Below are 21,401 nucleotides of genomic sequence, written 5' to 3'. Positions count from 1 at the left end.
CTATAGGATAAGTTAGTAACCTAACTGTTTCGCACTTAACCCTAAGAATTCAAAAGGTTTTGTAACCACATATTTATTGGTCGCATCCCCCGAATAAATATGGCTCTGCTCTTCACCCAGATCCAACTTTTTCACTTGTCCAGTTTCTGCTGAAAAATCAATTTTTGCCAAATCAGTCCAAAAAATATTTGGCGTCAATGCAGATTCAAAAAAATAGAGCTGACGTTTATGGTCAACTAATGTCCGCCAACGCGTTGACGATATTTCAGGTGAATTTTCGGACGTCAATCCGTAAGGAACAGACACATTACGTACGACACTGAAAACACTGGCGACCGCTTTATTAGGCGTTGTTTTCTGAGGAATTGCATTAATATAAAATTGCGCACGAGCAAATCTATCAGCGGAACGGTTTGTCCCCGGTAGCATGACAGTACCACCAATCCCTTGCCAATATTCCTGCATTGCTAATTGCTTCTCATAAGTAGGCGAATTAGTCATAACTTGATACTTGCGACTATGATGAATGACCTGCTTACCATCAATATATTCAATAATTGCGCTATCGCCACTCGCATCTGATAATGACAAATGTAAAGTCGCTAACCTATCTTGCCCAGGAACATTATCCGTTGCCACGACCAGTGGATTTTTTTCTAACGCTGCAACAGCCTCTTCCACTGTCGCATAATTATCTAGCACATATTGTGCCCATAGCGATATCGACAACGCAGGTTGCTTATTATCTACTTGAGGGTATTTTGATTCAGCAAGCCATAATAAATTGGCAACTAGACCTTCTTCGTTCACTCCATCAGTTGTTGAAATATCATAACCTGAGGCGATCACACTACCGTATTTTGATTTCCATTTTAAAGAGTTAGGTCCTGCAATGCCATCACGCTCCATGCCTCGAGGAAAGATCCATAGATTAGTGCCTATATCGTATTTCCAATCCATTGTTCTTCCGGTCATTATCTGTTCATTTTCACCTAAATAAACAACCCGAGTACAAGCTTGACTTACTGCAATTGGCATTGATATCGCAGCCGCAGCGGCAAGTGCGATGATACTTTTCTTAATAAATTGCATGCCATCTCCAAAATAGTTAAAAATAAATTTATATAATAAGCATACTACATAAATACGAACTATTTATGCTCAAATAATAATGCATTAAAAAAAGTGCGATTAACGCTATGAAATGTAATACTTAATGACACAAAATGGTACCAATATTAATCAGCACCATTTTGCTAAAAAGAATTAATTATTTACTGATGAAAATAAAGAACGTAACAATGCCGCTTTTTTCGGATTATCTGGAATAGATAATATTTCATCATAAAAACTAATAGAAATACGGCACGCTAGTGCAGGTGATTTCTTCCCTGCTTCTAAATTCCCAAGAATTGCAGTATCTTCACCATACTTTGCAGAAAGCCCACTAGCAAGTTGGGTTAATTCCTCAGAATATTCTGTCGGGGACATTAACGCCTGTTTTACACCCGCTTCACTTGAAATTAAAAGTTCATTGGTTGCCTGAATTTGTTTCAACAAAACAGCTTGGCTTTTTTGTGGTGGAATAATTTCTGCTGTTTCTCTCAAATGCGGAAATAGTGAATAAAAACACGTTTTTCCCGTTGGGTCTTCTTCCAATAAGATTTTTAGGTAATCATTAACTCTGCTAGTAAAGTTAATCACGGAGTCATCAGAGGCATATTCCATTCGCTCTAGTACTAACTTCATGACATTCCCGACTACTTGGTCAAACAGTTGACGGCGTAAATCTTCATTAGTTGGGTCGTATTGTGTAATTAGATGCTCAAAACTTTGATAGGTTTCAGGGCTTATTTTCTTAACCGTCGCGATAATCGGTAATTCTTTTTCAACTTGAGCAAGTGCCTCTGAATGAATTGCACTATTATTTTCTGTAGATAACACATTGTTATCTTTACTTAACCAATAAAAACCGAATGCAAATGCAATAAAAATAATGCTAACAATTAATGCGGTTTTACGTGAGTTATTTGTATTCAAAGTTACCCTGCCTTTTCTTGTAAAACGGTTCCCCACAAACACTTTCAAGCTACTTATATACTGTAGAACCAATTGCATATAATGCCATGGCATCTAAAACCGATAATATTCACGTATCTAAAGTGTTAATGCCACGAATTGAACGATAAAAAGTAATAATGCTTATTTTAGCTTGTATTAAAGTCGTCTAGCTATAGGAATAAGGGAAATTGCGAGGTTCAGACGGGGGAATTTGCCACAAAGAAACAATTTATAATACGCTGGATATAAAAAAACCTCCAGCACTCGAAAGCCTGAAGGTTTTTTATGATAAAAATCTTATTTAACTTGAACACCTTCAACTGAAATCAACAGTTGTGCTTCTTGAGATTTAGGACCCAAATCAGATTTGATGTTAAATTCTTTTAACTTAATATTACCTTCTGCTTCAAAACCTGCACGGTATCCACCCCAAGGATCTTTACCTTCGCCCATTAATTTAGCGTCTAATGTAATTGGCTTAGTGACACCATTTAAAGTGAAATCACCAGTGATTTTGTAGGCTTCACCGTCTTTCTTCACTTCTGTTGAAACGAATTTCGCTTCAGGGAATTTGGCTGCATTTAAGAAATCACCACTGCGTAAATGTTTGTCACGCTCTGCATGGTTAGTATCAATGCTACCTGTCTTAATAGTAACTTCGACTTTATCTTTTGATGGATCTTTTGCATCATAAGTAAAAGACCCATCAAAGTCTTTAAAACTACCATATACCCAGCTATAACCTAAATGCTGAATACGAAATTCAATAAACGCGTGTTGGCCTTGCTTATCAAATTGGTAAGTTTCTGCTAATGCTGAACCTGCCGTTAAAAAAAGTGCACCAGTAGCCAGACCAAGAACCGTTTTCTTCAACATAATTATCTCCACGTTACTTATCGGGGTTAAAACCCAACATTCTTTTTAATGTAATATCACGATCAAAAAAGTGATGTTTAAAAGCTGCAAAAGCATGCAACACTGATAATAGAACCACTGCCCAAGCTAAATATAAATGAACTTCACCTGCGGTATCTGCTTGTGTCGCAGCACCGGTAAATAGTGCAGGAACATCAAACCAACCAAACACACTAATAGGTTGTCCATCAGCGGTTGAGATTAAATAACCACTGATCAAAATACTGAATAAAATAATATAAATCAGAATTTGAACAATAATAGAGCTAGCTTTCGTTAATTTACTGTAGCTTGCTAATGGCTTCGGCGGCGGTGAAATAAATCGCCAAATCACACGAAATGCCATAACAATAAATAATAATATTCCTATACTTTTATGTATCTCAGGAGCTTGATGATACCAACTATCATAATAGCCTAGTGTCACCATCCATAAACCTAAAGCGAACATTCCATATACGACAATTGCGACTAGCCAATGTACGAGCAAAGAGATATGCCCATAGCGGCTTGCATTATTTTTCCATTGCATGATAAAAACCATTTAGAGAAGAAGGTAATATTTTATTAACTAAGCCGTAATAATCATAAGGTGAAATTAATTTTATTCCTATCCCAAAGTTAAACAAATATTTTGTTGAAGACATTCAAATACGATCAACATAATGAAAAATAGATTACTATTTGATTTTGTCTAGTTTTAATTATAAAAGTTGAATAAAGATTCTTCCACTTTTGTAAATGGTCGTAACTAAATACTTAGTTCATTTATTTATTAATTTCAATTAAATCTAGCTTATTCCTAATAGATATAAGCTATTTTCGATAAAATAACATTTGTAGGTCTGCCTTTTTCCCCATACATTGGTATTCGTCCTTTTAACATTGCGCGAACTGACTGATAGGTTAAATACTATGTATAAACTTTGGATAGCAAATAAAAACTACTCTTCATGGTCATTGCGCCCATGGGTTTTACTAAAGGTATTACAGATCCCGTTTGAAGAAAATTTGTGTTTATTTGAAAACGGTAAAAGCAGTCATGAGAAATTCAGTCGTTTTTCCCCTACCGGTTTAGTCCCTTGTTTAATCGATGAAAACCAAACAATATGGGATTCATTAGCCATTTGTGAATATATTGCAGAAGACTTCCCGCAAGTCTGGCCAAAAGATCGCAAAGCCAGAGCATGGGCTCGAAGTGCTAGCGCAGAAATGCACTCAGGTTTTAGTGCGTTACGCCAGCAGTGTCCGATGGATGGTGCTCATAATGCACCACTTAATAATATTTCAATTGAATTACAAACTGACTTAAACCGCTTGCAGAAACTATGGCAGGATGGGTTGAACCAATTTGGCGGCCCTTGGCTTGCGGGCAATGAATTTACGGCTGTAGATGCCTTCTTTGCACCCGTTGCCTTCCGAATCCGCAGTTATCATTTACCTGTAAGCCCAGCGGCTAAACAATGGGTTGACCGAGTTTTAGTTTTGCCTGCAATGAAAGAATGGCATGACGCAGGTTTACAAGAACCGAATATTGAGCATTAATAATAGGCGAATAGGGAGGCATTATGTGCCTCCGATTTTATTTGATTAGTAAAAAATCACCTGCTCGAACATCAAAATTAATATTTAATCAATTTGTCGGCTATTCAAGCTACAGTCGGTTATTTAACAGACAAACAGCAGCTATAATTTTTCATCCCATGGGTCTGCTGTCATAATATCGCCAAGTGGTGTGTGTAATGTAACCTGTTCATTTTTAAACCACTCTGCTAATGAAAACCCACCCTTCGGCGTTTCAACATGGATATCGATTGGGCAATAGGGTGTATTCGCCTTAATAGCAAACTCAGCAAAATCTTCTTTTTCTTGAGGGTTCGGACAGCGAATGACCACATCAAGGTCGCAGTCTGACAACATACTTTGGATATCTGTCGCTAAAGTGTAAGCACAGCTGCCTGTGACTCCCCATTGCCAAGGCCATTTAGTTTGCGAAATGATCCATAAAACCTGCACAGGTGGTAAAGCAATAAACATTGAACGTTGTAGTTCCACCGAATTTGCCACCAAGGATTCCACATTCATAATATGCGTGATTGCCGATTTTTCAATTTGTGTCGTGATGCGTTGGTGTGGCTTAATTCCTCGAATTGCGACAGTCAGTTTATTCTCATCCGCTTTATTTCGATATACCGTCAACGGTAATTTACTGTTCCATTGTGAGCCAACCCATTCAGGAAGCGATTCTATCGCGACATCATTATTACTGCTGACCCAAACAAAATCATGAGGATTGATTATTTGCATTTTATTACCTTTATGATTGCTACGACTGCTCTTCCCTATTATGCCTTTTTTGTCACATAAAAACAGAATATCAATACTAACAACGCCACTGATACCATTTAATGGTAACTTGTCATAAATACTGAGTGATTGCCTTGAAATTTCACACCGTATAATATTTAATTACGTTATTAATTAATGAGTTAAGCTTCTATTTACGAGCATCGAATTATGAGAACGTTTCCTGCTATTCATGATGGGATTATTTTTACCAGCTGTATGTTTTTTAGTGCCGCAACTGCTTTTGTGATTTTAGATGCGCAAGCAGCGATGTGGGCGACATTCTCAACACTGTATTCATTTAATTTATTCAATGCAGCAAAAGAATATAAAAACTATGCTTACACCGCTTGTTGTTTATTGATGATTTTAGTGGCTATTTTTATCGGTGATACCCTGCGGCTTGGTACGGCGTATTATATTTATCTCGCCATTTTTTCGTTCATTTATTACCAATTGTATGGCACAGATCCCGCAATGGATTTAACGATGAAGTTTATGATTATCATGTCGACAATTGGCACCATTTTACCTGATATATCAAGAAGTTTGGCGTTAGGTTTTATTATTGGCAGTGGAGTAACGCTAATCACGTATTATCTCCTTAGTCATAAAATGACACGCCATAGCGTTATTACGAGTGCTTTAGTTGAACAAAATTTGTTTACGTTGAGAAAAAATATTATTCCCCGTTCGATGATTTATGCTTTAGGGCTATTACTCGCACTTGCCATTCCACGCAGTATAGATCTAGGGCACTTTTATTGGACATTATTGACCTTTGTTTTTGTATTGCATCCAAAATCACAAAGCATCGTTAAAATTACTTTGCAGAGAGTCTTAGGCAGCCTTATTTCTGTTTTATTGCTGTATTTTTTATTCAACCTACCACTTATGCCATACATCGGTTTAATTGCAGTTGTGGTATTCGCCTTTTTAATGCCAATGAGTTTTCATCATGGATATACGTTTATGACATTTGTCGTGACAAGCTTAATTTTATCCATTCTTGAGCTCGTTATATATTGGCGTCACCCAACCTATGAATTATTGTTTGACCGCGTTCTTGAAACCGCCTTAGGAGGAACCATCGCCATCATGACGAGTATTATTTTAAAGTTATTTAGAGAAACAAAATAAAATTAAGCATATTCCCCAATAAGAACGTCTGTTCTATACTCAAAAAAGAACACATTGGGAAAAGAAGTCTTAGTCCTAAAGCCTAGCCCTATCAGTATCATTATTCTTGAGTGTGACATTCAAGCAAAGAGGAACTGAAGATGAAAATATCGATTATTGGCGCAACAGGTTTTGTTGGCAGAGCATTAGTTGCTGAAGCGCTACTTCGGCATCACCAAGTAACAGCGATTTCTCGTCATAGTAATCAACTATCTCAACACGCTCACTTAATCACCGCGGCTGGAGATATCACCGATATTCTATGGTTAACCTCTCGGCTAAAGGGGCAGGATGTTGTCATCAGTGCGTTTAATGGCGGTTGGCAGAACCCTAATTTGTATCAAGATACTGTTGCGGGTAACCTCGCAATTTTACATGCTGTACAAAAATCCATGGTCAAACGGTTCATTGTGGTGGGTGGTGCAGGAAGTCTAAAAACCACTGCAGGTATTGATTTAATTGACTCCCCTGATTTTCCTGCTGAAATAAAGCCTGGCGCCCAAGCAATGAGAGAATTTAAAAACCAATTACAATCCATTGATTCATTAGATTGGACCTACGTTTCTCCTGCCGCCATGCTTGAAGAAGGAGAAAGAACAGAAACCTTCCGGCTTGGCGGGAATCAATTATTAATGAATGGTAATACTCCCGCTAAAATTTCTGTTGAAGACTTTGCAGTTGCTATTCTTGATGAAGTGAATAATTCACAATTTATTCGCCAACAATTTACCGCAGCCTATTAAGTTTAAGCATAAAAAAGCCGGTAAATAGTTACCGGCAAAGATAGATAACAGAACTTAATTCATTCACATATTGCTGTTTTTAACTTACTTTTCACGATGTTTCGCTGCATAGATTTCGCTGTTCACCCAGTTATGGTCTTTTTCCCATGTAAATAACCATTTACGTGTTGGTCCCGCCATCACATTAAGGTAATAGTTATCATAGCCAGCCACTGTCGCCATTGGGTGATACCCTTTTGGTACCATAACAACATCTTTGTTATATACCGCCATGCACTCATCTAACTCGCGGTCGTCAGTGTAAACACGCTGCATACAAAAACCTTGAGATGGATTTAAACGATGATAATAGGTTTCTTCTAGATAAGTTTCATTGGGTTCATTATCGGTGTCATGTTTATGGCTTGGATAAGAGCTGGTGCATCCTTCATCTGTAAAGACCTCCACGACTAATAAGCTGTCAGCGGCTTTATCATCCGGTAAAATATTATGCACGTAGCGCTTGTTATAACCATGGCCACGTTGCTCTGCACCAATATCATCTGGACCAATTAAACGTGTTGGATAGGTGCCCTTTCCTTTAGCACTGCAAACGGCCAATTCAAGATCGGTATCTGCGATGACCTCAGCAAACTCTTGGGCTGTCACATACACAGCATAGGGTTTTTTACGTTCGAAAGGATCCATTCGGTCGCCAATGTTTTCAAACGTTTGATTAGTTGTTTTAATCGTCGCTTTACCTGCTACTAAGACTAAGCACATTTCATTTTCAGAAGCAGGTAAGGAAATAGACTCACCTTGTTTTAATTCGTAAACATCAAAGTGAACATAACCCCAGTTAGCGATTTGTGGAGTGATATGCTGAGTACGCTTATGTGCATCTGGAGCATGGTATTTCGACAATAATTTTGACATAACTTTCCTCTGACACTTTTTAGATTCTAGATAGGCAATTCTTTTTAGTCACTAACCGTTTCATCAATCAAATAGTTCAGTTTGTGGCTAGGCGGCTAGCGCACCAATCCCTAGGAGCATACACAAGTATGTGACTAGGGGGGGTAAGCGAAGCCAACAACGCCACAGACTGAAATATGACGACGATTTAGATTAAACCCGCATCCTTAGCAAACTTAGACAAATTGTTGTAACCCAATGTGGCATAAGTTAATGGATGCGCAATCGCAGGGTCTTGCTCTGCTTCAACCACCAGCCAGCCATTTTCATATTGGCTATTTTTCAATACCTTAAACACGTCAGGATAGTTAACGCAACCATCACCCGGTACCGTGAACACACCGGCTAATACGGCATCTAAGAAGCTGGTTTTACGGTTTTTAACATCTTTTAGGACATCTGCACGGACATCTTTGCAATGTACGTGATTGATCCGTTTTGCCCAACGTTTAGCCACTTCAACCGGGTCTGCGCCAGCAAAGGTTAAGTGGCCAGTATCTAGCAATAAACCGACCTCATCGCCCGTGTGCTTCATTAGGTTATCAACATCTTCTGCTGACTCAATCACGGTTCCCATATGGTGGTGATAGGCGATTTTCACGCCTTGAGATAAGGTATATTTCGCGAATTCGGTCAGTTTCTTACCGTATTCTTCCCATTTATCGGCTGGGAACAATGGACGCATATGAACAGGTTTGTTTTGGTCGCCATGAATACAGTTAGTCACTTCTGCAAACACCATCACTTTAGCGCCTAAATCACGCAGTAACGCTAAGTGCCCTTGTACCGCTTCAATTTCTTCTTCCACGCTGCGAGATAATAGTTCTCCCGAATACCAGCCTGAAACCAGTTGTAAGTCATGCTGTTTTAAAATCGGCCCTAGAATCTCCGCTTTGCGTGGAAATTTATTACCTAATTCAAAACCAGCGAAACCTGCTTGACGGCCTTCAGTTAAACATGTTTCTAGAGATGTTTCTGCCCCTAAAGTGGGTAAATCATCATTCGTCCATGTCAACGGGTTAATACCAAGTTGGATTGCCATGATGAAGCTCCTGTGTAGGTAAAAGTAATATTATTTACGCTGACGCCATAGGGCTATCAGGTTTAAGTAATTAGTTTTGATTTTCTGAACCAGCTCATCGTCATTGATTTCACCTTTCATCCACTCCAACGAAGGCTTACCAAATAAGGTACGACCAACAGCAAATCCTTTGACGATGGATTTTCCAGCTGCGGCATTAAAACCCGCTTGTAACTCAGCTTGTGGCGCATCAAGCCCTAAGAGTACGACACCGCGGCAATATGGGTCACGCTCTTGAATCAATCGGTCAACCGCATCCCAATTTTCTGCTTGTAGTGGTGGTAATTTCCACCAATCAGGCTTGATACCTAAGTTATAGAAGCGTTTGATTGCGCGTAAATACAGCTCATCATTGCGTTCCATATCTGCGGGTAATATCACTTCAAGCAATAATTCATGCCCTGATTGGCAGCAAGCACTGTAAACTTCTTGAACTGTTTTTTCTTGCTCTAAACGCAGGGGATGGTTGTCTTCTGGATGGAAAAATACCAAACATTTCACAATATGCTCTTTTGGCCAACTGATCAGCTGAGAACCGATATTGCCATGTTCTAAGCACAATGGTCTTGATGCCGGTAGCTCAATTGGACGGCCTATCCACCAACCACGACCAGTCACGTCATTCAATACGTCTTGGCCAAAGGTACTGTCGCAAAGTAGCCCTGCTTTACCTTGTAAATTTGCTTCTTGCGCCACTTCACTACTGGCACGGAAAATCAATTTCTTCAGATAAGGAATACAAGAAATATCAGCACCAGCATTACGAGCCATATCAACAAATTGGATGCGATGGTCGAATGCCATAACACAGAGCTCATTCCACTGTGTGCGACGTGAAGTCACTCGATGTAAATGGTTGAGTATAGGATCGAGATCTGGACGTGGTACTGCCGCAGCACGTTCAAGGTAATTATCTAACTCGATTTTTGTTGGCATTGCAGGCGCACAGCCATGGCGAGAAACCACTAAAGCCCCACAAGCGTTCGCATAAGCACAGGCTTTTTCCCAACCATCACCGTTTAAATAACCGCGTAGTAGACCAGACATAAATGCATCGCCAGCACCTAATACGTTAAGTACTTCAACTCTGACACCATGAACAGTGATCCCTTCGTCCAAGGTTTCGGGGATTGCACCGCTAAATACGGAGCAGCCAAGAGAGCCACGCTTGCATACTAGTTCTGCATCCGTTAATTGACGGATATTTTTAAGGGCTTGAACGGTATCCGTTGTGCCACCAGCAATGTGGAACTCTTCTTCGGTACCTACAATCAGGTCAAACTGCGATAATACTTCTTGTAGCTGCGCAGTCACGCTATCAGACGCAATAAAACGCGTTTCACCATCACCGAGAGACGTTAACCCCCATAAGACTGGGCGATAATCGATATCAATGGCTGTTTTGACGTTATTATGTTTAGCATATTCCAACGCTTTCAATACCGCCGCGCGGGTTTTCGGATTAGATAAATGCGTTCCTGTAATTGCCAAGCAACGCGCGGATGCAATATATTCTTCCGTAAAATCATTTGGCGTAATCGCCATATCTGCACAGTTATCACGATAGAAAATTAATGGGAAAGTATCCTGATCTTTGATCCCTAAGATAACTAATGCCGTTAATCTGTCTTTGTCTGTAATAAGATGGCTGGTATCACAGCCTACCCGCTGTAATTCCTCACGTAAAAAGCGTCCCATGTGCTCATCCCCCACACGGGCAAGCATTGACGATTTTAATCCTTGTATTGCAGTGCCGAATGCCACGTTTCCAGAAGAGCCGCCTAAATATTTGGCAAACGAACTCACATCTTCTAAACGAGAACCTATCTGTTGTCCGTACAGGTCAACGGCAATACGGCCCATACAGATAACATCTAACTTCTTCTGCTTATCCATTAATTACCCCTTAACTACAACAGAATTAATTGATTTCTTTAACGTTAACCCAACGTTGTTCATCATATGAACGTGCTATCGCGTCTAATATTCGTGATACTTTCCAGCCCTCTTCAAAATCAGGCCACATTGGCTGCCCTGTTGCAACGCCATCAATTAAATCACGCACTTCAACTGTTTTTTGGTCATTAAAGCCAATACCATGGCCTGCACCATTACAAAATGGCGCATAATCCGGGTGCTCTGGCCCCACAAAAATGGTTTTAAAACCTTGACGATTGCTAGGTTCATCATGACGATAGAGCTTTAGCTCTGCCATTCTTTCTTGGGTGAAAGACAGTGTTCCTTTGGTGCCAGTCACCACATAAGTTAGCCCCATTTTACGGCCAGCTGCGATTCGTGAAGTTTCTATGACACCCATTGCGCCACCAGCAAAACGCACCATGGCATGCGCCTGATCTTCATTTTCAACCGTAACCATAACGGCTGACCCCGCTTTTTCTGGACGCTGTTTAATGACAATTTCCATATCACCACAAACGGTTTCAATATCCCCTACGAGGAATTGCGCCATATTAATAATATGTGCAGATAAATCACCCAGGGCACCTAGGCCAGCTTTTTCTTTAAAACAATGCCAGTGAATCGGCGCGCTAGGGTCAGCCATATAATCTTCATTATGGGTGCCATAAAAATGGATAACTTCTCCAATTTCGCCATTTGCAATGATTTCTTTGGCTAGCTGAGAGGTAGGGTTTTTCATATAATTGAACCCCACTAACGTTAAGACTCCCGCCTTTTTAGCCGCTTCGACCATTTCTTTGGCATCTTCAGAATTGAGCGCTAATGGTTTTTCGCAATAAACGTGTTTACCGTGCTTAATTGCCTCCATTGCCATTTCTTTGTGCAGGAAATTAGGCGAACAGATATCCACCACGTCAATATTTGGATCTGCAACTAATTTTCGCCAGTCATCGGTTGCACGATTAAATCCCATTTCCTGAGCTCGGGTCTGTGCTAACTCAGGGGTAATTTCTGCTATCATTTCACGAACCAATTTTCCCTGTAATGGAAAAACGGTTGCTGCTTGTGCATAAGCAATGGCATGAGCTCGTCCTATATAGCCAGTACCTATCATCCCGATACGGATCTCTTTCATCTGTTCTACCTCTCGCTCATTTTTTGTAACACAATGGCTGGCCTAATACTTGTTCCAGATTTTTATTTCAATAATCATGTTATACGGAACATTCGTTTCATTATCAATATTATTGAGAATATTAATTTCATTATGTGATCCAACGTTAACTTTTAATGTAATTAGCTAATATATAAGAAAATAATTATTAATTTCAGAGAGGATGAAAACAATAAAGAGGTAATAACCTGGAATGAAATGAAATAGAATAACTAAAGATGAAATTTATTGAGTATGGGATCAGGTAAAGATCCCATACTCGCTTCAAAACCCAAAGCTAGCGATGAAGAATGCTTAAAAATTCTTCTTTACTTGACGTCAAAGACAATGCATTGGCAATAAACTCATCACTGAAAATCAGTGCAATTTCCCTAAGTACATCAATGTGTTCCCTTGATTTTGCAATCACACCTATTGCGATAAACATCACATTGGTTCGGTCCCATATCACCCCGTCAGGAAATTGAAAAATTTCAACACCGGTATGCAAGATAATATCATTGGCGGACTTAGGTAGATGAGGCAACGTAATGCCATTCCCCAAGAATGTTGATATTTGTTGTTCCCTTTCCGTTAAGAAATGCACACAATCCCTATCAACATAACCTTTATTTTTAAATTCCGTACCCACCATTTTGAGTACTTCAGCTTTATTTCTTGCCTGACAACCTAAATGCAAATTACTTGTGGTTAGTTGTTCTATCATATCCAACCCTCGATTAAGTTAATTAGGTATATTCACACCACCAATAAGTAATAATTACATTGATGAGAGCTCTTCTTCTAATTGCTCTAATGATTTGTTTGATGTTTCTGGTAATAACTTCACCACAAAAACGATAGCTAAGTAGTTTATTACCGCAAAAATTAAGAATACTGGACCTAAACCAAGTTCTGCTTGTAATACAGGGAATAAATAACTCACAATCGCATTCATAATCCACATAAAGAAGACTGAGATCCCCATAGATAACCCGCGGATTTTAAGTGGAAATAGCTCTGCAAGTACTACCCAAGTTAAAAAGCCCATTGTTCCTTGCATAACCCCAACAAACACCGCGCCAAGTAACCAAATTAATGTTGCTTTAACATCCCCGGTTAAGAAGTAGTCTGTTGCTGCAATTAATAAGTGTAACGATGCCATTAGAGCAAAACCACCAACAATCAGTGTCTTACGTTTAAATCGGTCAACAAGGAATAGTACCCCTATCACCATACCACCAACAGAAAACACACCATTTAATACGTTGAAAACTAAAGAAGTTTGCTCAGAAAAACCCGCTGTTTTGAGAATTTCTGTACCATAATACATAATAACGTTAACCCCAGTCGTTTGCTGTAATGCCGCCCACACCATCCCAATTAATACCAATTTAAAAATCCAAGGCGTATTAAAAATTAACGCTAAATTTTGTTTATTGGCATTCGGATGACGTTTAGCTTCCGCAGCTTCAACATCTAATAAGGTCACGATATCTTCATATTCTTGAATAGCACGTTTTTCAGGGCGAATTTGCTTTAAAATTTTCAGCGCTTCTTCACGACGGTTTTTACTCATTAGCCAGCGTGGGCTTTCAGGCGCTTTCCACATACCAAATAATAGGCACAATGCAGGTACCGCCTGCACTAACAACATATAACGCCAGACATCCGGTAGATGACCCCAAATAGAACCGATAATCGCATTGATAGCAAATGCCGCTAACTGCCCGATAACAATAGCAACTTCATTGAGTCCGGTAAGTTTTCCCCGCATTTCAGTCGGGGCCACTTCCGAAATAAATGTCGGTGCTGTCACTGAAGCCCCGCCCACCGCAAACCCCAATATAAACCGAGCAATAAGAAGAACTTCAATGTTTGGAGCCGCCGCAGATAAAAATGCCCCAAATAAAAACAGAAATGAGAGGTAAAGCAAATAAGTACGGCGCCCGACAAAGTCTGCTACACGTCCACCACAAACACTGCCTAATGCCGCGCCCACTAATAGGACACTCATTACCAGCCCTTCCGTGGTTGGCGTTAATCCCATGTTTTCTTTCAGTGATGAAAATGCACCGTTAATGACACCAGTATCATAACCAAATAGTAATCCACCAAAGGTTGCAACCAAGGTTATTTGGTGCAACCTTTTTCTCTGTTGTTGATTGAGATTCATGATTAATGACATATTATTACCTTATTATTTGAATCATTATGTCTTACCAAAAAAACAATTTTTCAATATTTAAATAAATGTTTAATGTTAAATGTTAAATAATGAAATAAGTTTCTGGCACTCTGGTTTGAATCGCTACTTTGCTAGCTTTAGGCCTGATCGATAAACTCTTTGAAAATAGTTTTCGCGAATTTAAAACGATAAATACATCAGTTAAATTAAAGAAAGTAAGATTATAAAAAGCCTCAATTAATCTCAGAATATTGAAAGCCTAAAGAGTATTAAATAAAAGTAAGGTCAGTATTTTATATACTCATTGATAAATGAATATATTTACAATTGCGGCCAAAAATAGATTTTTAACCGCAAGTCTATAATTAAGTTAAATAGTATTACCGCATTAATTACAATTTAACTTCTTTACCCGTTTTTAATGATTCCAGCGCTTTGTCTGCAAGATATAAAGCCAATTCACCATCGGTACCTGTCGTTTCAGATTCCGCACGGCCTGCTAAGATATCAACAAAATGCTGCCACTCTGCTTGGTATGCTTCATGGTAACGTTGTAAGAAGAAATACTCTGGCTTGGCAGATAAACATCCAACTTCGCTTAACAGCGCAACACTGTTCTCTTTAATATTACCTGCCGTTAATAAGCCTTTTTCACCATGTAATTCAATGCGTTGGTCATAACCGTAACCTGAACGACGGCTGTTAGAGATGGTCGCCATTGCGCCTGATGGAAATTTTAAGATAATAAATGCAGTATCAATATCACCTGCTTGGCCGATAGCAGGGTCAACAACATTGCTGCCTTGTGCGTAGACAGAGCAAGGCTCTTCGCCAATCATAAAGCGCGCCATATCAAAGTCATGAATCGTCATATCTCTGAACATACCACCGGAGACTTTGACGTATTCCGCAGGTGGTGGTGACGGATCACGAGACGTGATAATTAAAGATTCTGCTTTACCAATAGCGCCTTGTTGGAATAAATTTTTCAAGTGGCGAAATTGAGGGTCATAACGACGATTAAAACCAATAAACAGTGGAACATCATGTTCTTTCACGCTTTTTAAACACTGCTTCACACGCTCAAGGTCGAGATGAACAGGCTTTTCACAGAAGATCACTTTTTTATGTTTGGCTGCGAGTTCGATTAAATCAGCGTGAGTATCTGTGGCTGAAGCGATTAAAACCCCTTGTATATTAGGGTCTTGCATTGCTTCTTCTGTCGTCTGTACTTTTGCTTGGTATTTTTCAGCCAAGGCAACCGCATTCGGTTGATAAGGGTCGATGACAGAATAAAGTTTGGTTTCTTTATGGCCGGCAATATTAACAGCATGAACCTGTCCGATACGTCCTGCGCCGAATAGTGCTATATTGAACATTCAAATGCTCCTTGATACCTTAAATCCACTATTTGGATATTACGGAATATACCAAATAAAACGTTCATTTCAATTTATAATTTTTTGAAAATTATATTTTTGGGCTCTAGATAACAAATGTTATATTAAAGTGTATTTTTAGTGTTATTCAGATCACAAATTGACAATGCAAGCGAATAGCATTTAACAATAAAGTCTGTGTTTGTTGGCATATTAAATTTCCATAACTTCTTTTTTTGTTCTTTCCCTGCCTCGCAATAAAACATATATTTCAATAAATAAATTTTTAAACTATAAAAACCATAAAAAAACCCAGCCAAAGCTGGGTATATAATCCAAAATGATTCGAGTTGTGTTGGCGATGAGCGTAACGCTATCCCCATTTAACTTGAAGTATGACGAATATAGAACGGCAAGTGATAACCACTATGCAAATAAAAACCAAAGCAATCCCTGCTAAGTTTCCAGTAACTACCCTACTTAGTTACACATCTGACTCATTAAGAAAACGAAAAACATTCCTCGACGGTAAAACACCGTCGAGTTATTTTGACACTATAAGGCACTAGCGCAATATGTTGATTAATAAAGACGAACTTTATGTTCAACCATCTCTTTAATTTTTTCAGCGGAAGCAACTATTTGAGGCTTTTTAGAAACTTGAGCTGTTCCTGTGCGCCACCAAGCTTCATAACCATCGGTCATTGTTTTCGGAAGTACTTTAATATCAATCAATACACAGCCCGAATGGGACTTCGCGTCTTTCAGTGCAGCAATCAATTGTTCCTCATCATGTACCCGATAACTTTTACAGCCATAGCTTTCTGCGTTTTTAGCAAAATCGACCTTCACTAACGGCCCATCCATCAACCCCGTCTGTGGGTTTCGATGCCGGTTCTCTGTACCAAAACTTCCCATGCCTTGGCTCATCTGCAGATTATTAATACAGCCGAATCCCGCGTTATCAAACAATAAGATGGTGATCTTAATATTCTCCTGAATCGCAGTTTGCAGCTCACTGTGTAGCATTAAATAAGAGCCATCTCCGACCATCGCATAAACAGGTTGTTTTGGCGCAGCAATTTTAGCCCCAACAGCAGCGGCAATTTCGTACCCCATGCATGAATAGCCATATTCAAGGTGGTATGTATCCCGTTGTTTTGGTAGCCAAATACGTTGTAAATCACCCGGTAATGAACCTGCAGCCCCGACAATAATGGCATCGTCTTCCATGTATTGCTGCATCAAGCCTAGCACCCGTGTTTGCGCCAATTCTGTACCAAGCGTTTTACGGTACTCTTCAAGCTTGTCATCAAGATGGCCTGCAATTTCAGGGACAAAATCTAATGGCCGATACTGTATACTAAACAAGCGCTCCAGCTCATTTTTCCACTGTTGTTTAGCCTGCTGAATTTCATCCCCCCACTGAGCTTCATAGTGAGAATCTTTCAATTTTACACTCAGTGCTTGTAACGCTTCTTTGGCATCTGCGACCACTTTCAATGCATCTAACTTACTTGCATCAAACTCCGCAACATTGATATTTAAGAACATCACATTCGGATGACTAAATAACGACTTAGAGGCGGTGGTAAAATCCGTAAAGCGAGTCCCCACACCAATCACTAAGTCGGTTTCTTTAGCCAACAAATTTGCCGCTAACCCACCTGTTGTACCAATTCCGCCCATATTCAAGGGATGACTAGCAACGATGGCACTTTTACCTGCTTGAGTTTCGCCAAATGGAATACGGTAATCTTCCGCAAATTGCAAAAATGCGTAGTGAGCTTCGGAATAACGTACCCCACCACCACAGATGAGCAATGGTTTTTTCTTGCCACGAATTAAATTTACGGCTTCTTCGATACTCACCGTTGTCGGTGGTCTACGTTCAATACGATGGATGCGTTTTTGGAAAAAATAATCGGGGTAATCCCACGCCTCACCTTGAACATCTTGAGGTAGGCAAATGGTTACCGCGCCAGTATCCGCAGGGTCAGTTAACACTCGCATGGCATTAACCATCGCCGCCATCAGTTGTTCAGGCCGTGAAACCCTATCCCAATAACGTGAAACCGGGCGAAAACAATCATTAGTACTGATAGTCCCATCACCGTATTGTTCGACTTGCTGCAATACTGGGTCGGGCTGACGAGTCGCAAAGGTATCCCCTGGCAACAATAATAATGGAATACGATTGGCAGTTGCCGTTGCTGCTGCGGTAATCATATTTGCGGCACCGGGGCCGACTGAAGATGTCACAGCAAAAATTTGTTTACGTTTTTTTTGTTTAGCAAAACCCGTCGCAATGTGCGCCATACCTTGCTCATTACATCCTTGATAAACGCGTAGATGACCAGGCGCTTCTTCAAGCGCCTGACCTAAACCCACAACATTACCATGGCCAAAAATCGTAAATACTCCCTGAATAAACGGATATTGCTCACCATCAACATCAACGTATTGTTGGTTTAAAAATTTAACCAACGCCTGAGCGGTCGTCATTTTCTGCTTATTCATACGGGTCTCCGTTTATTCCATGGTTGGCATTGTGAAACTACTTTCATGGTGCTCTAAGCGAACACTGGCAGGCCAACGGCTAGTGACTGTTTTCATGCGAGTATAGAAACGAACACCGTCATTTCCATGTACATTTAATGGACCAAAAATAGACCGTTTCCAACCACCAAAACTGTGGAATGCCATCGGTACTGGAATAGGTATGTTAATTCCGACCATTCCCGCTTGAACATTTTCTTGGAATTCGCGCGCTGTTTCACCATCACGGGTGAAAATAGCCGTTCCATTACCATATTCATGTTGGTTAATCAGTTTCAAACCCGTTTCAAAGTCTGGAACTCGCACTACGGCTAATACAGGCCCAAAAATTTCTTCTTGATAAATGTCCATTTCAGGCGTGACATTATCAAATAATGTTGGCCCTACAAAATAACCATTTTCGAAGCCTTTCACTTTAAAGTCACGGCCATCGACCAATAACGTCGCACCTTGTTTTTCGCCACTGGTAATATAGTCACAGATTTTGGCTTTATGTTGCGTGGAAATCACAGGTCCCATGTCATTTTCTTTACCGTCAGTAATACCAGGACCCACGGACATTTTGGCAATTTGGCCTTTCAGGTTAGCAATGAGCGCATCTGCCGTTTCATCACCGACAGCTAAGACGACGGATAATGCCATGCAACGTTCACCTGCAGCACCAAACGCAGCGCCCATAATAGCATTAGCTGCCTGCCCCATGTCTGCATCAGGCATTAAGATACAATGGTTTTTCGCTCCACCGAGTGCTTGGCAACGCTTACCATGAGCGGATGCCGTCGTGTAAATATATTCAGCAATAGGCGTTGAGCCAACAAAACTAACGGCTTGAACTTCTGGTGCAGTTAAGAGCACATCAACGGATTCTTTGTCCCCTTGAACAACATTAAATACGCCATCAGGTAAGCCAGCTTCTTTTAATAATCTAGCTAATGCTAATGCTAATGAAGGATCTTTTTCTGATGGTTTTAAAACAAAGGTATTACCTGTTGCAATAGCTACTGGGAACATCCACATCGGTACCATTGCTGGAAAATTAAATGGCGTGATCCCCGCACAAACACCCAAAGGCTGCATTAATGAGTGGCTATCAACACCTGTAGCAACATTGGCTGAGTGCTCACCTTTTTGTAAGTGAGGAATACCGCATGCAAATTCAACGACTTCCAAACCTCGGGTTAATTCACCTACCGCATCAGAAAAAACTTTACCGTGTTCTCTTGAAATTAAACGCGCCAGCTCATCCATATTCTCTTCAAGTAAAGCTTTAAATTTGAATAAAACCCGAGAACGTTTTAGGGGAGATAGTTTTGACCATTTAGGGAATGCTTTATTCGCAATCTCAATGGCTTTTTTTGTTTCATCGGCACTGCTGAGTACAACTTGAGCAATTTGCTCCCCCGTTGCCGGGTTGAATACAGGCGCAAAACGCCCACTTTTGCTGGATACTATTTCACCACCAATGAAATTATGAATCTGTTCCATGTTGCCTCTCTTTAGCTGACAGAGTTACCTTGTTACTCAATGTATATGAAATATTTGTTTCATTTACAACTAAATTTGAAATAACATTCAATTTATGTGATCTAGACAAAGTTTTTGTGAAATTTTAATCGCGACTAAAAAAATACCAATCCTAAACTTATGTCCATCACCTATTTATTGGCTATTTTGCCGTTGTATTGAGCTAAACATGGCCTTCTTTCAATCAAGAAAATAAGAGAGCAAATTGATGTAAGCTGTTCAATTTATTATCCCAAATTCAAATTATTTCACGATCCTAAAAAAAGAAAATTTTTAAATATGAACTAAGTGTTTCAAAAAGATTCGACTAACGCTGTAAAACAACTACAATTAGAGCCAAATTCTGGAGGTTATATGTCAAGTGCATCAAATTTAAATGAGTTTCAAGAGCAAGTTCGCTCACGATATGACGAACTAAGTAAACGGTTACAGCAAGTGGCACGCTATGTATTAGATAATACGAATAGTGTGGCATTTGATACCGTTGCCGTCATTGCAAAGGAAGCTAAGGTTCCGCCTTCGACGCTGATCCGCTTTGCAAATGCTTTTAATTTCAGTGGGTTTAATGAAATGAAACAATTGTTTCGTATGAACCTTGTGGAAGAAACGGCCAGCTACACAGATAGAGCCCGTATGTTTCGTGAAATGGATGGTTCCCAAGAACTGAGTGATGACCCCTCACAAATTTTGAAGGAGTTCGCTCATTCTAACGCCCAAGCGTTACAACAAATGGCAGCCAGAACCCCTGCTGAAGATATTGAAAAAGCCGTATCACTTTTAGCGAATGCACAGAATATCTACATTATCGGTTTGCGTCGTTCATTCAGCGTTGCAACATATTTAAGTTACGCACTTAGCCATTTGGAATGCCGCCCTGTCCTTATTGATGGGCTTGGTGGAATGTTCAAAGAGCAGATCAGTCGGATCAGTGAAAACGACGTTGTAATTTCAATCAGTTTCACACCTTACGCCTCGGAAACTGTCATGGTAAGTGAGAAAGCGGCTCAAGCGGGTGCACAGCAAATCGTGATTACTGATAGTCAAATCAGCCCATTGGCAAGTTTCAGTGATGTTTGTTTTGTTATCAAAGAAGCCCAAGTAGATGCATTTCGTTCGCAGTCAGCCACCTTATGTTTAGCACAATCACTAACCGTTGCATTAGCCTATCGTCAAGGCAGCAGCTTAGTCTAGTTATACGGCTCTGTAATTAAACACCTCCATTAATTCAGAGCCCCTTCCTACCTTTTCCCTGATTAACATAAACGTCATTATTGAATACTAATTAAGTTTCATCTTTTTCTTTAATTTGTGAATCCCATCAGAAAATACAAATTCTAAAATAACAATAAAATGAAATTATTATTTCACCCTGTTATGTTGGAATTATATCGCGTGTTAG

18 protein-coding genes are annotated in these 21,401 nt (G+C 39.9%); 4 read left to right on the top strand and 14 right to left on the bottom strand.

All coding sequences use genetic code 11. The annotated features are described in order from the left end of the window. Positions 1–12: 12 nt before the first annotated feature. From FVA69_RS06100 to FVA69_RS06085, 4 genes are all read right to left on the bottom strand, one after another. Positions 13–1,092, bottom strand: coding sequence for a linear amide C-N hydrolase (locus tag FVA69_RS06100; RefSeq protein WP_109912705.1), 1,080 nt, complete (start codon positions 1,090–1,092; stop codon positions 13–15). 174 nt (positions 1,093–1,266) lie between these two features. After that, positions 1,267–2,040, bottom strand: a complete 774-nt coding sequence (locus tag FVA69_RS06095; RefSeq protein ID WP_004913275.1) for a hypothetical protein — start codon at positions 2,038–2,040, stop codon at positions 1,267–1,269. A 318-nt stretch (positions 2,041–2,358) separates the two neighbouring features. Further along, positions 2,359–2,937 carry a YceI family protein gene (locus FVA69_RS06090; RefSeq protein ID WP_042851639.1) on the bottom strand — a complete coding sequence of 193 codons (579 nt, stop codon included), beginning with the start codon at positions 2,935–2,937 and terminating at the stop codon, positions 2,359–2,361. A 13-nt stretch (positions 2,938–2,950) separates the two neighbouring features. Next, positions 2,951–3,508, bottom strand: coding sequence for a cytochrome b (locus FVA69_RS06085; RefSeq protein WP_004913280.1), 558 nt, complete (start codon positions 3,506–3,508; stop codon positions 2,951–2,953). Positions 3,509–3,891: 383 nt separating this feature from the next. Between FVA69_RS06085 and FVA69_RS06080 the strand changes: the two genes are divergently transcribed. Next, positions 3,892–4,521 (top strand): glutathione S-transferase family protein, encoded by a 630-nt coding sequence (locus FVA69_RS06080; RefSeq protein ID WP_109912706.1) that lies wholly within the window; start codon positions 3,892–3,894, stop codon positions 4,519–4,521. Positions 4,522–4,662: 141 nt separating this feature from the next. Here the strand turns inward: FVA69_RS06080 and FVA69_RS06075 are convergent, their stop codons facing one another. Next, on the bottom strand, positions 4,663–5,283 hold the full coding sequence (locus tag FVA69_RS06075; protein WP_004913285.1) for a malonate decarboxylase holo-ACP synthase: 621 nt from the start codon (positions 5,281–5,283) through the stop codon (positions 4,663–4,665). A 210-nt stretch (positions 5,284–5,493) separates the two neighbouring features. Here FVA69_RS06075 and FVA69_RS06070 point away from each other — a divergent pair, with 210 nt between their 5' ends. Both FVA69_RS06070 and FVA69_RS06065 read left to right on the top strand, forming a co-directional pair. Next, positions 5,494–6,462: an FUSC family protein gene (locus FVA69_RS06070; RefSeq protein WP_004913289.1), complete on the top strand. Its 969-nt coding sequence runs from the start codon at positions 5,494–5,496 to the stop codon at positions 6,460–6,462. 140 nt (positions 6,463–6,602) lie between these two features. Then, entirely contained in the window at positions 6,603–7,244 is a 642-nt protein-coding gene (locus tag FVA69_RS06065) for an NAD(P)-dependent oxidoreductase (protein ID WP_164528539.1), read from the top strand. 84 nt (positions 7,245–7,328) lie between these two features. Here the strand turns inward: FVA69_RS06065 and iolB are convergent, their stop codons facing one another. From iolB to FVA69_RS06020, 9 genes are all read right to left on the bottom strand, one after another. Further along, the gene (gene iolB / locus FVA69_RS06060; RefSeq protein WP_004913292.1) at positions 7,329–8,159 is read right to left on the bottom strand and encodes a 5-deoxy-glucuronate isomerase; all 831 of its coding nucleotides are present in this window, start codon (positions 8,157–8,159) and stop codon (positions 7,329–7,331) included. Positions 8,160–8,346: 187 nt separating this feature from the next. Continuing rightward, complete coding sequence (gene iolE / locus FVA69_RS06055; RefSeq protein WP_004913294.1) at positions 8,347–9,240, bottom strand: myo-inosose-2 dehydratase; 894 nt, start codon at positions 9,238–9,240, stop codon at positions 8,347–8,349. Positions 9,241–9,270: 30 nt separating this feature from the next. Next, the gene (locus FVA69_RS06050; protein ID WP_109912707.1) at positions 9,271–11,175 is read right to left on the bottom strand and encodes a bifunctional 5-dehydro-2-deoxygluconokinase/5-dehydro-2-deoxyphosphogluconate aldolase; all 1,905 of its coding nucleotides are present in this window, start codon (positions 11,173–11,175) and stop codon (positions 9,271–9,273) included. Between the two features lie 25 nt (positions 11,176–11,200). After that, positions 11,201–12,334, bottom strand: coding sequence for a Gfo/Idh/MocA family protein (locus FVA69_RS06045; protein ID WP_004913299.1), 1,134 nt, complete (start codon positions 12,332–12,334; stop codon positions 11,201–11,203). Between the two features lie 316 nt (positions 12,335–12,650). Then, positions 12,651–13,079: a PTS sugar transporter subunit IIA gene (locus FVA69_RS06040; RefSeq protein ID WP_004262128.1), complete on the bottom strand. Its 429-nt coding sequence runs from the start codon at positions 13,077–13,079 to the stop codon at positions 12,651–12,653. A gap of 54 nt (positions 13,080–13,133) precedes the next feature. After that, a complete protein-coding gene (locus tag FVA69_RS06035; protein ID WP_004913304.1) occupies positions 13,134–14,540 on the bottom strand; it encodes a sugar porter family MFS transporter in 1,407 nt (468 codons plus the stop codon). Positions 14,541–14,932: 392 nt separating this feature from the next. Then, the gene (iolG, locus tag FVA69_RS06030; RefSeq protein WP_004913306.1) at positions 14,933–15,919 is read right to left on the bottom strand and encodes an inositol 2-dehydrogenase; all 987 of its coding nucleotides are present in this window, start codon (positions 15,917–15,919) and stop codon (positions 14,933–14,935) included. A gap of 582 nt (positions 15,920–16,501) precedes the next feature. Continuing rightward, entirely contained in the window at positions 16,502–18,439 is a 1,938-nt protein-coding gene (iolD, locus tag FVA69_RS06025) for a 3D-(3,5/4)-trihydroxycyclohexane-1,2-dione acylhydrolase (decyclizing) (RefSeq protein WP_164528538.1), read from the bottom strand. A 12-nt stretch (positions 18,440–18,451) separates the two neighbouring features. Further along, positions 18,452–19,963, bottom strand: a complete 1,512-nt coding sequence (locus tag FVA69_RS06020; protein ID WP_004913311.1) for a CoA-acylating methylmalonate-semialdehyde dehydrogenase — start codon at positions 19,961–19,963, stop codon at positions 18,452–18,454. A 393-nt stretch (positions 19,964–20,356) separates the two neighbouring features. Between FVA69_RS06020 and FVA69_RS06015 the strand changes: the two genes are divergently transcribed. Beyond that, positions 20,357–21,193, top strand: a complete 837-nt coding sequence (locus FVA69_RS06015; protein WP_004913314.1) for a MurR/RpiR family transcriptional regulator — start codon at positions 20,357–20,359, stop codon at positions 21,191–21,193. Positions 21,194–21,401: the final 208 nt, after the last annotated feature.

This window comes from Providencia sp. PROV004, assembly GCF_011045615.1.
Lineage (GTDB): Bacteria > Pseudomonadota > Gammaproteobacteria > Enterobacterales > Enterobacteriaceae > Providencia > Providencia rettgeri.
Note: the sequence above shows the minus strand (reverse complement) of the source record. Positions and strands in the feature narration are given on the sequence as shown.

Coding starts and splice junctions, on each gene's coding strand:
- FVA69_RS06075 (WP_004913285.1), bottom strand. CDS start 5,283: ATGCAAATAATCAATCCTCATGATTTTGTTTGGGTCAGCAGTAATAAT.
- FVA69_RS06015 (WP_004913314.1), top strand. CDS start 20,357: ATGTCAAGTGCATCAAATTTAAATGAGTTTCAAGAGCAAGTTCGCTCA.
- FVA69_RS06080 (WP_109912706.1), top strand. CDS start 3,892: ATGTATAAACTTTGGATAGCAAATAAAAACTACTCTTCATGGTCATTG.
- FVA69_RS06020 (WP_004913311.1), bottom strand. CDS start 19,963: ATGGAACAGATTCATAATTTCATTGGTGGTGAAATAGTATCCAGCAAA.
- FVA69_RS06065 (WP_164528539.1), top strand. CDS start 6,603: ATGAAAATATCGATTATTGGCGCAACAGGTTTTGTTGGCAGAGCATTA.
- FVA69_RS06035 (WP_004913304.1), bottom strand. CDS start 14,540: ATGTCATTAATCATGAATCTCAATCAACAACAGAGAAAAAGGTTGCAC.
- FVA69_RS06070 (WP_004913289.1), top strand. CDS start 5,494: ATGAGAACGTTTCCTGCTATTCATGATGGGATTATTTTTACCAGCTGT.
- iolB (WP_004913292.1), bottom strand. CDS start 8,159: ATGTCAAAATTATTGTCGAAATACCATGCTCCAGATGCACATAAGCGT.
- iolE (WP_004913294.1), bottom strand. CDS start 9,240: ATGGCAATCCAACTTGGTATTAACCCGTTGACATGGACGAATGATGAT.
- FVA69_RS06050 (WP_109912707.1), bottom strand. CDS start 11,175: ATGGATAAGCAGAAGAAGTTAGATGTTATCTGTATGGGCCGTATTGCC.
- FVA69_RS06045 (WP_004913299.1), bottom strand. CDS start 12,334: ATGAAAGAGATCCGTATCGGGATGATAGGTACTGGCTATATAGGACGA.
- iolG (WP_004913306.1), bottom strand. CDS start 15,919: ATGTTCAATATAGCACTATTCGGCGCAGGACGTATCGGACAGGTTCAT.
- FVA69_RS06090 (WP_042851639.1), bottom strand. CDS start 2,937: ATGTTGAAGAAAACGGTTCTTGGTCTGGCTACTGGTGCACTTTTTTTA.
- FVA69_RS06040 (WP_004262128.1), bottom strand. CDS start 13,079: ATGATAGAACAACTAACCACAAGTAATTTGCATTTAGGTTGTCAGGCA.
- FVA69_RS06085 (WP_004913280.1), bottom strand. CDS start 3,508: ATGCAATGGAAAAATAATGCAAGCCGCTATGGGCATATCTCTTTGCTC.
- FVA69_RS06100 (WP_109912705.1), bottom strand. CDS start 1,092: ATGCAATTTATTAAGAAAAGTATCATCGCACTTGCCGCTGCGGCTGCG.
- iolD (WP_164528538.1), bottom strand. CDS start 18,439: ATGAATAAGCAGAAAATGACGACCGCTCAGGCGTTGGTTAAATTTTTA.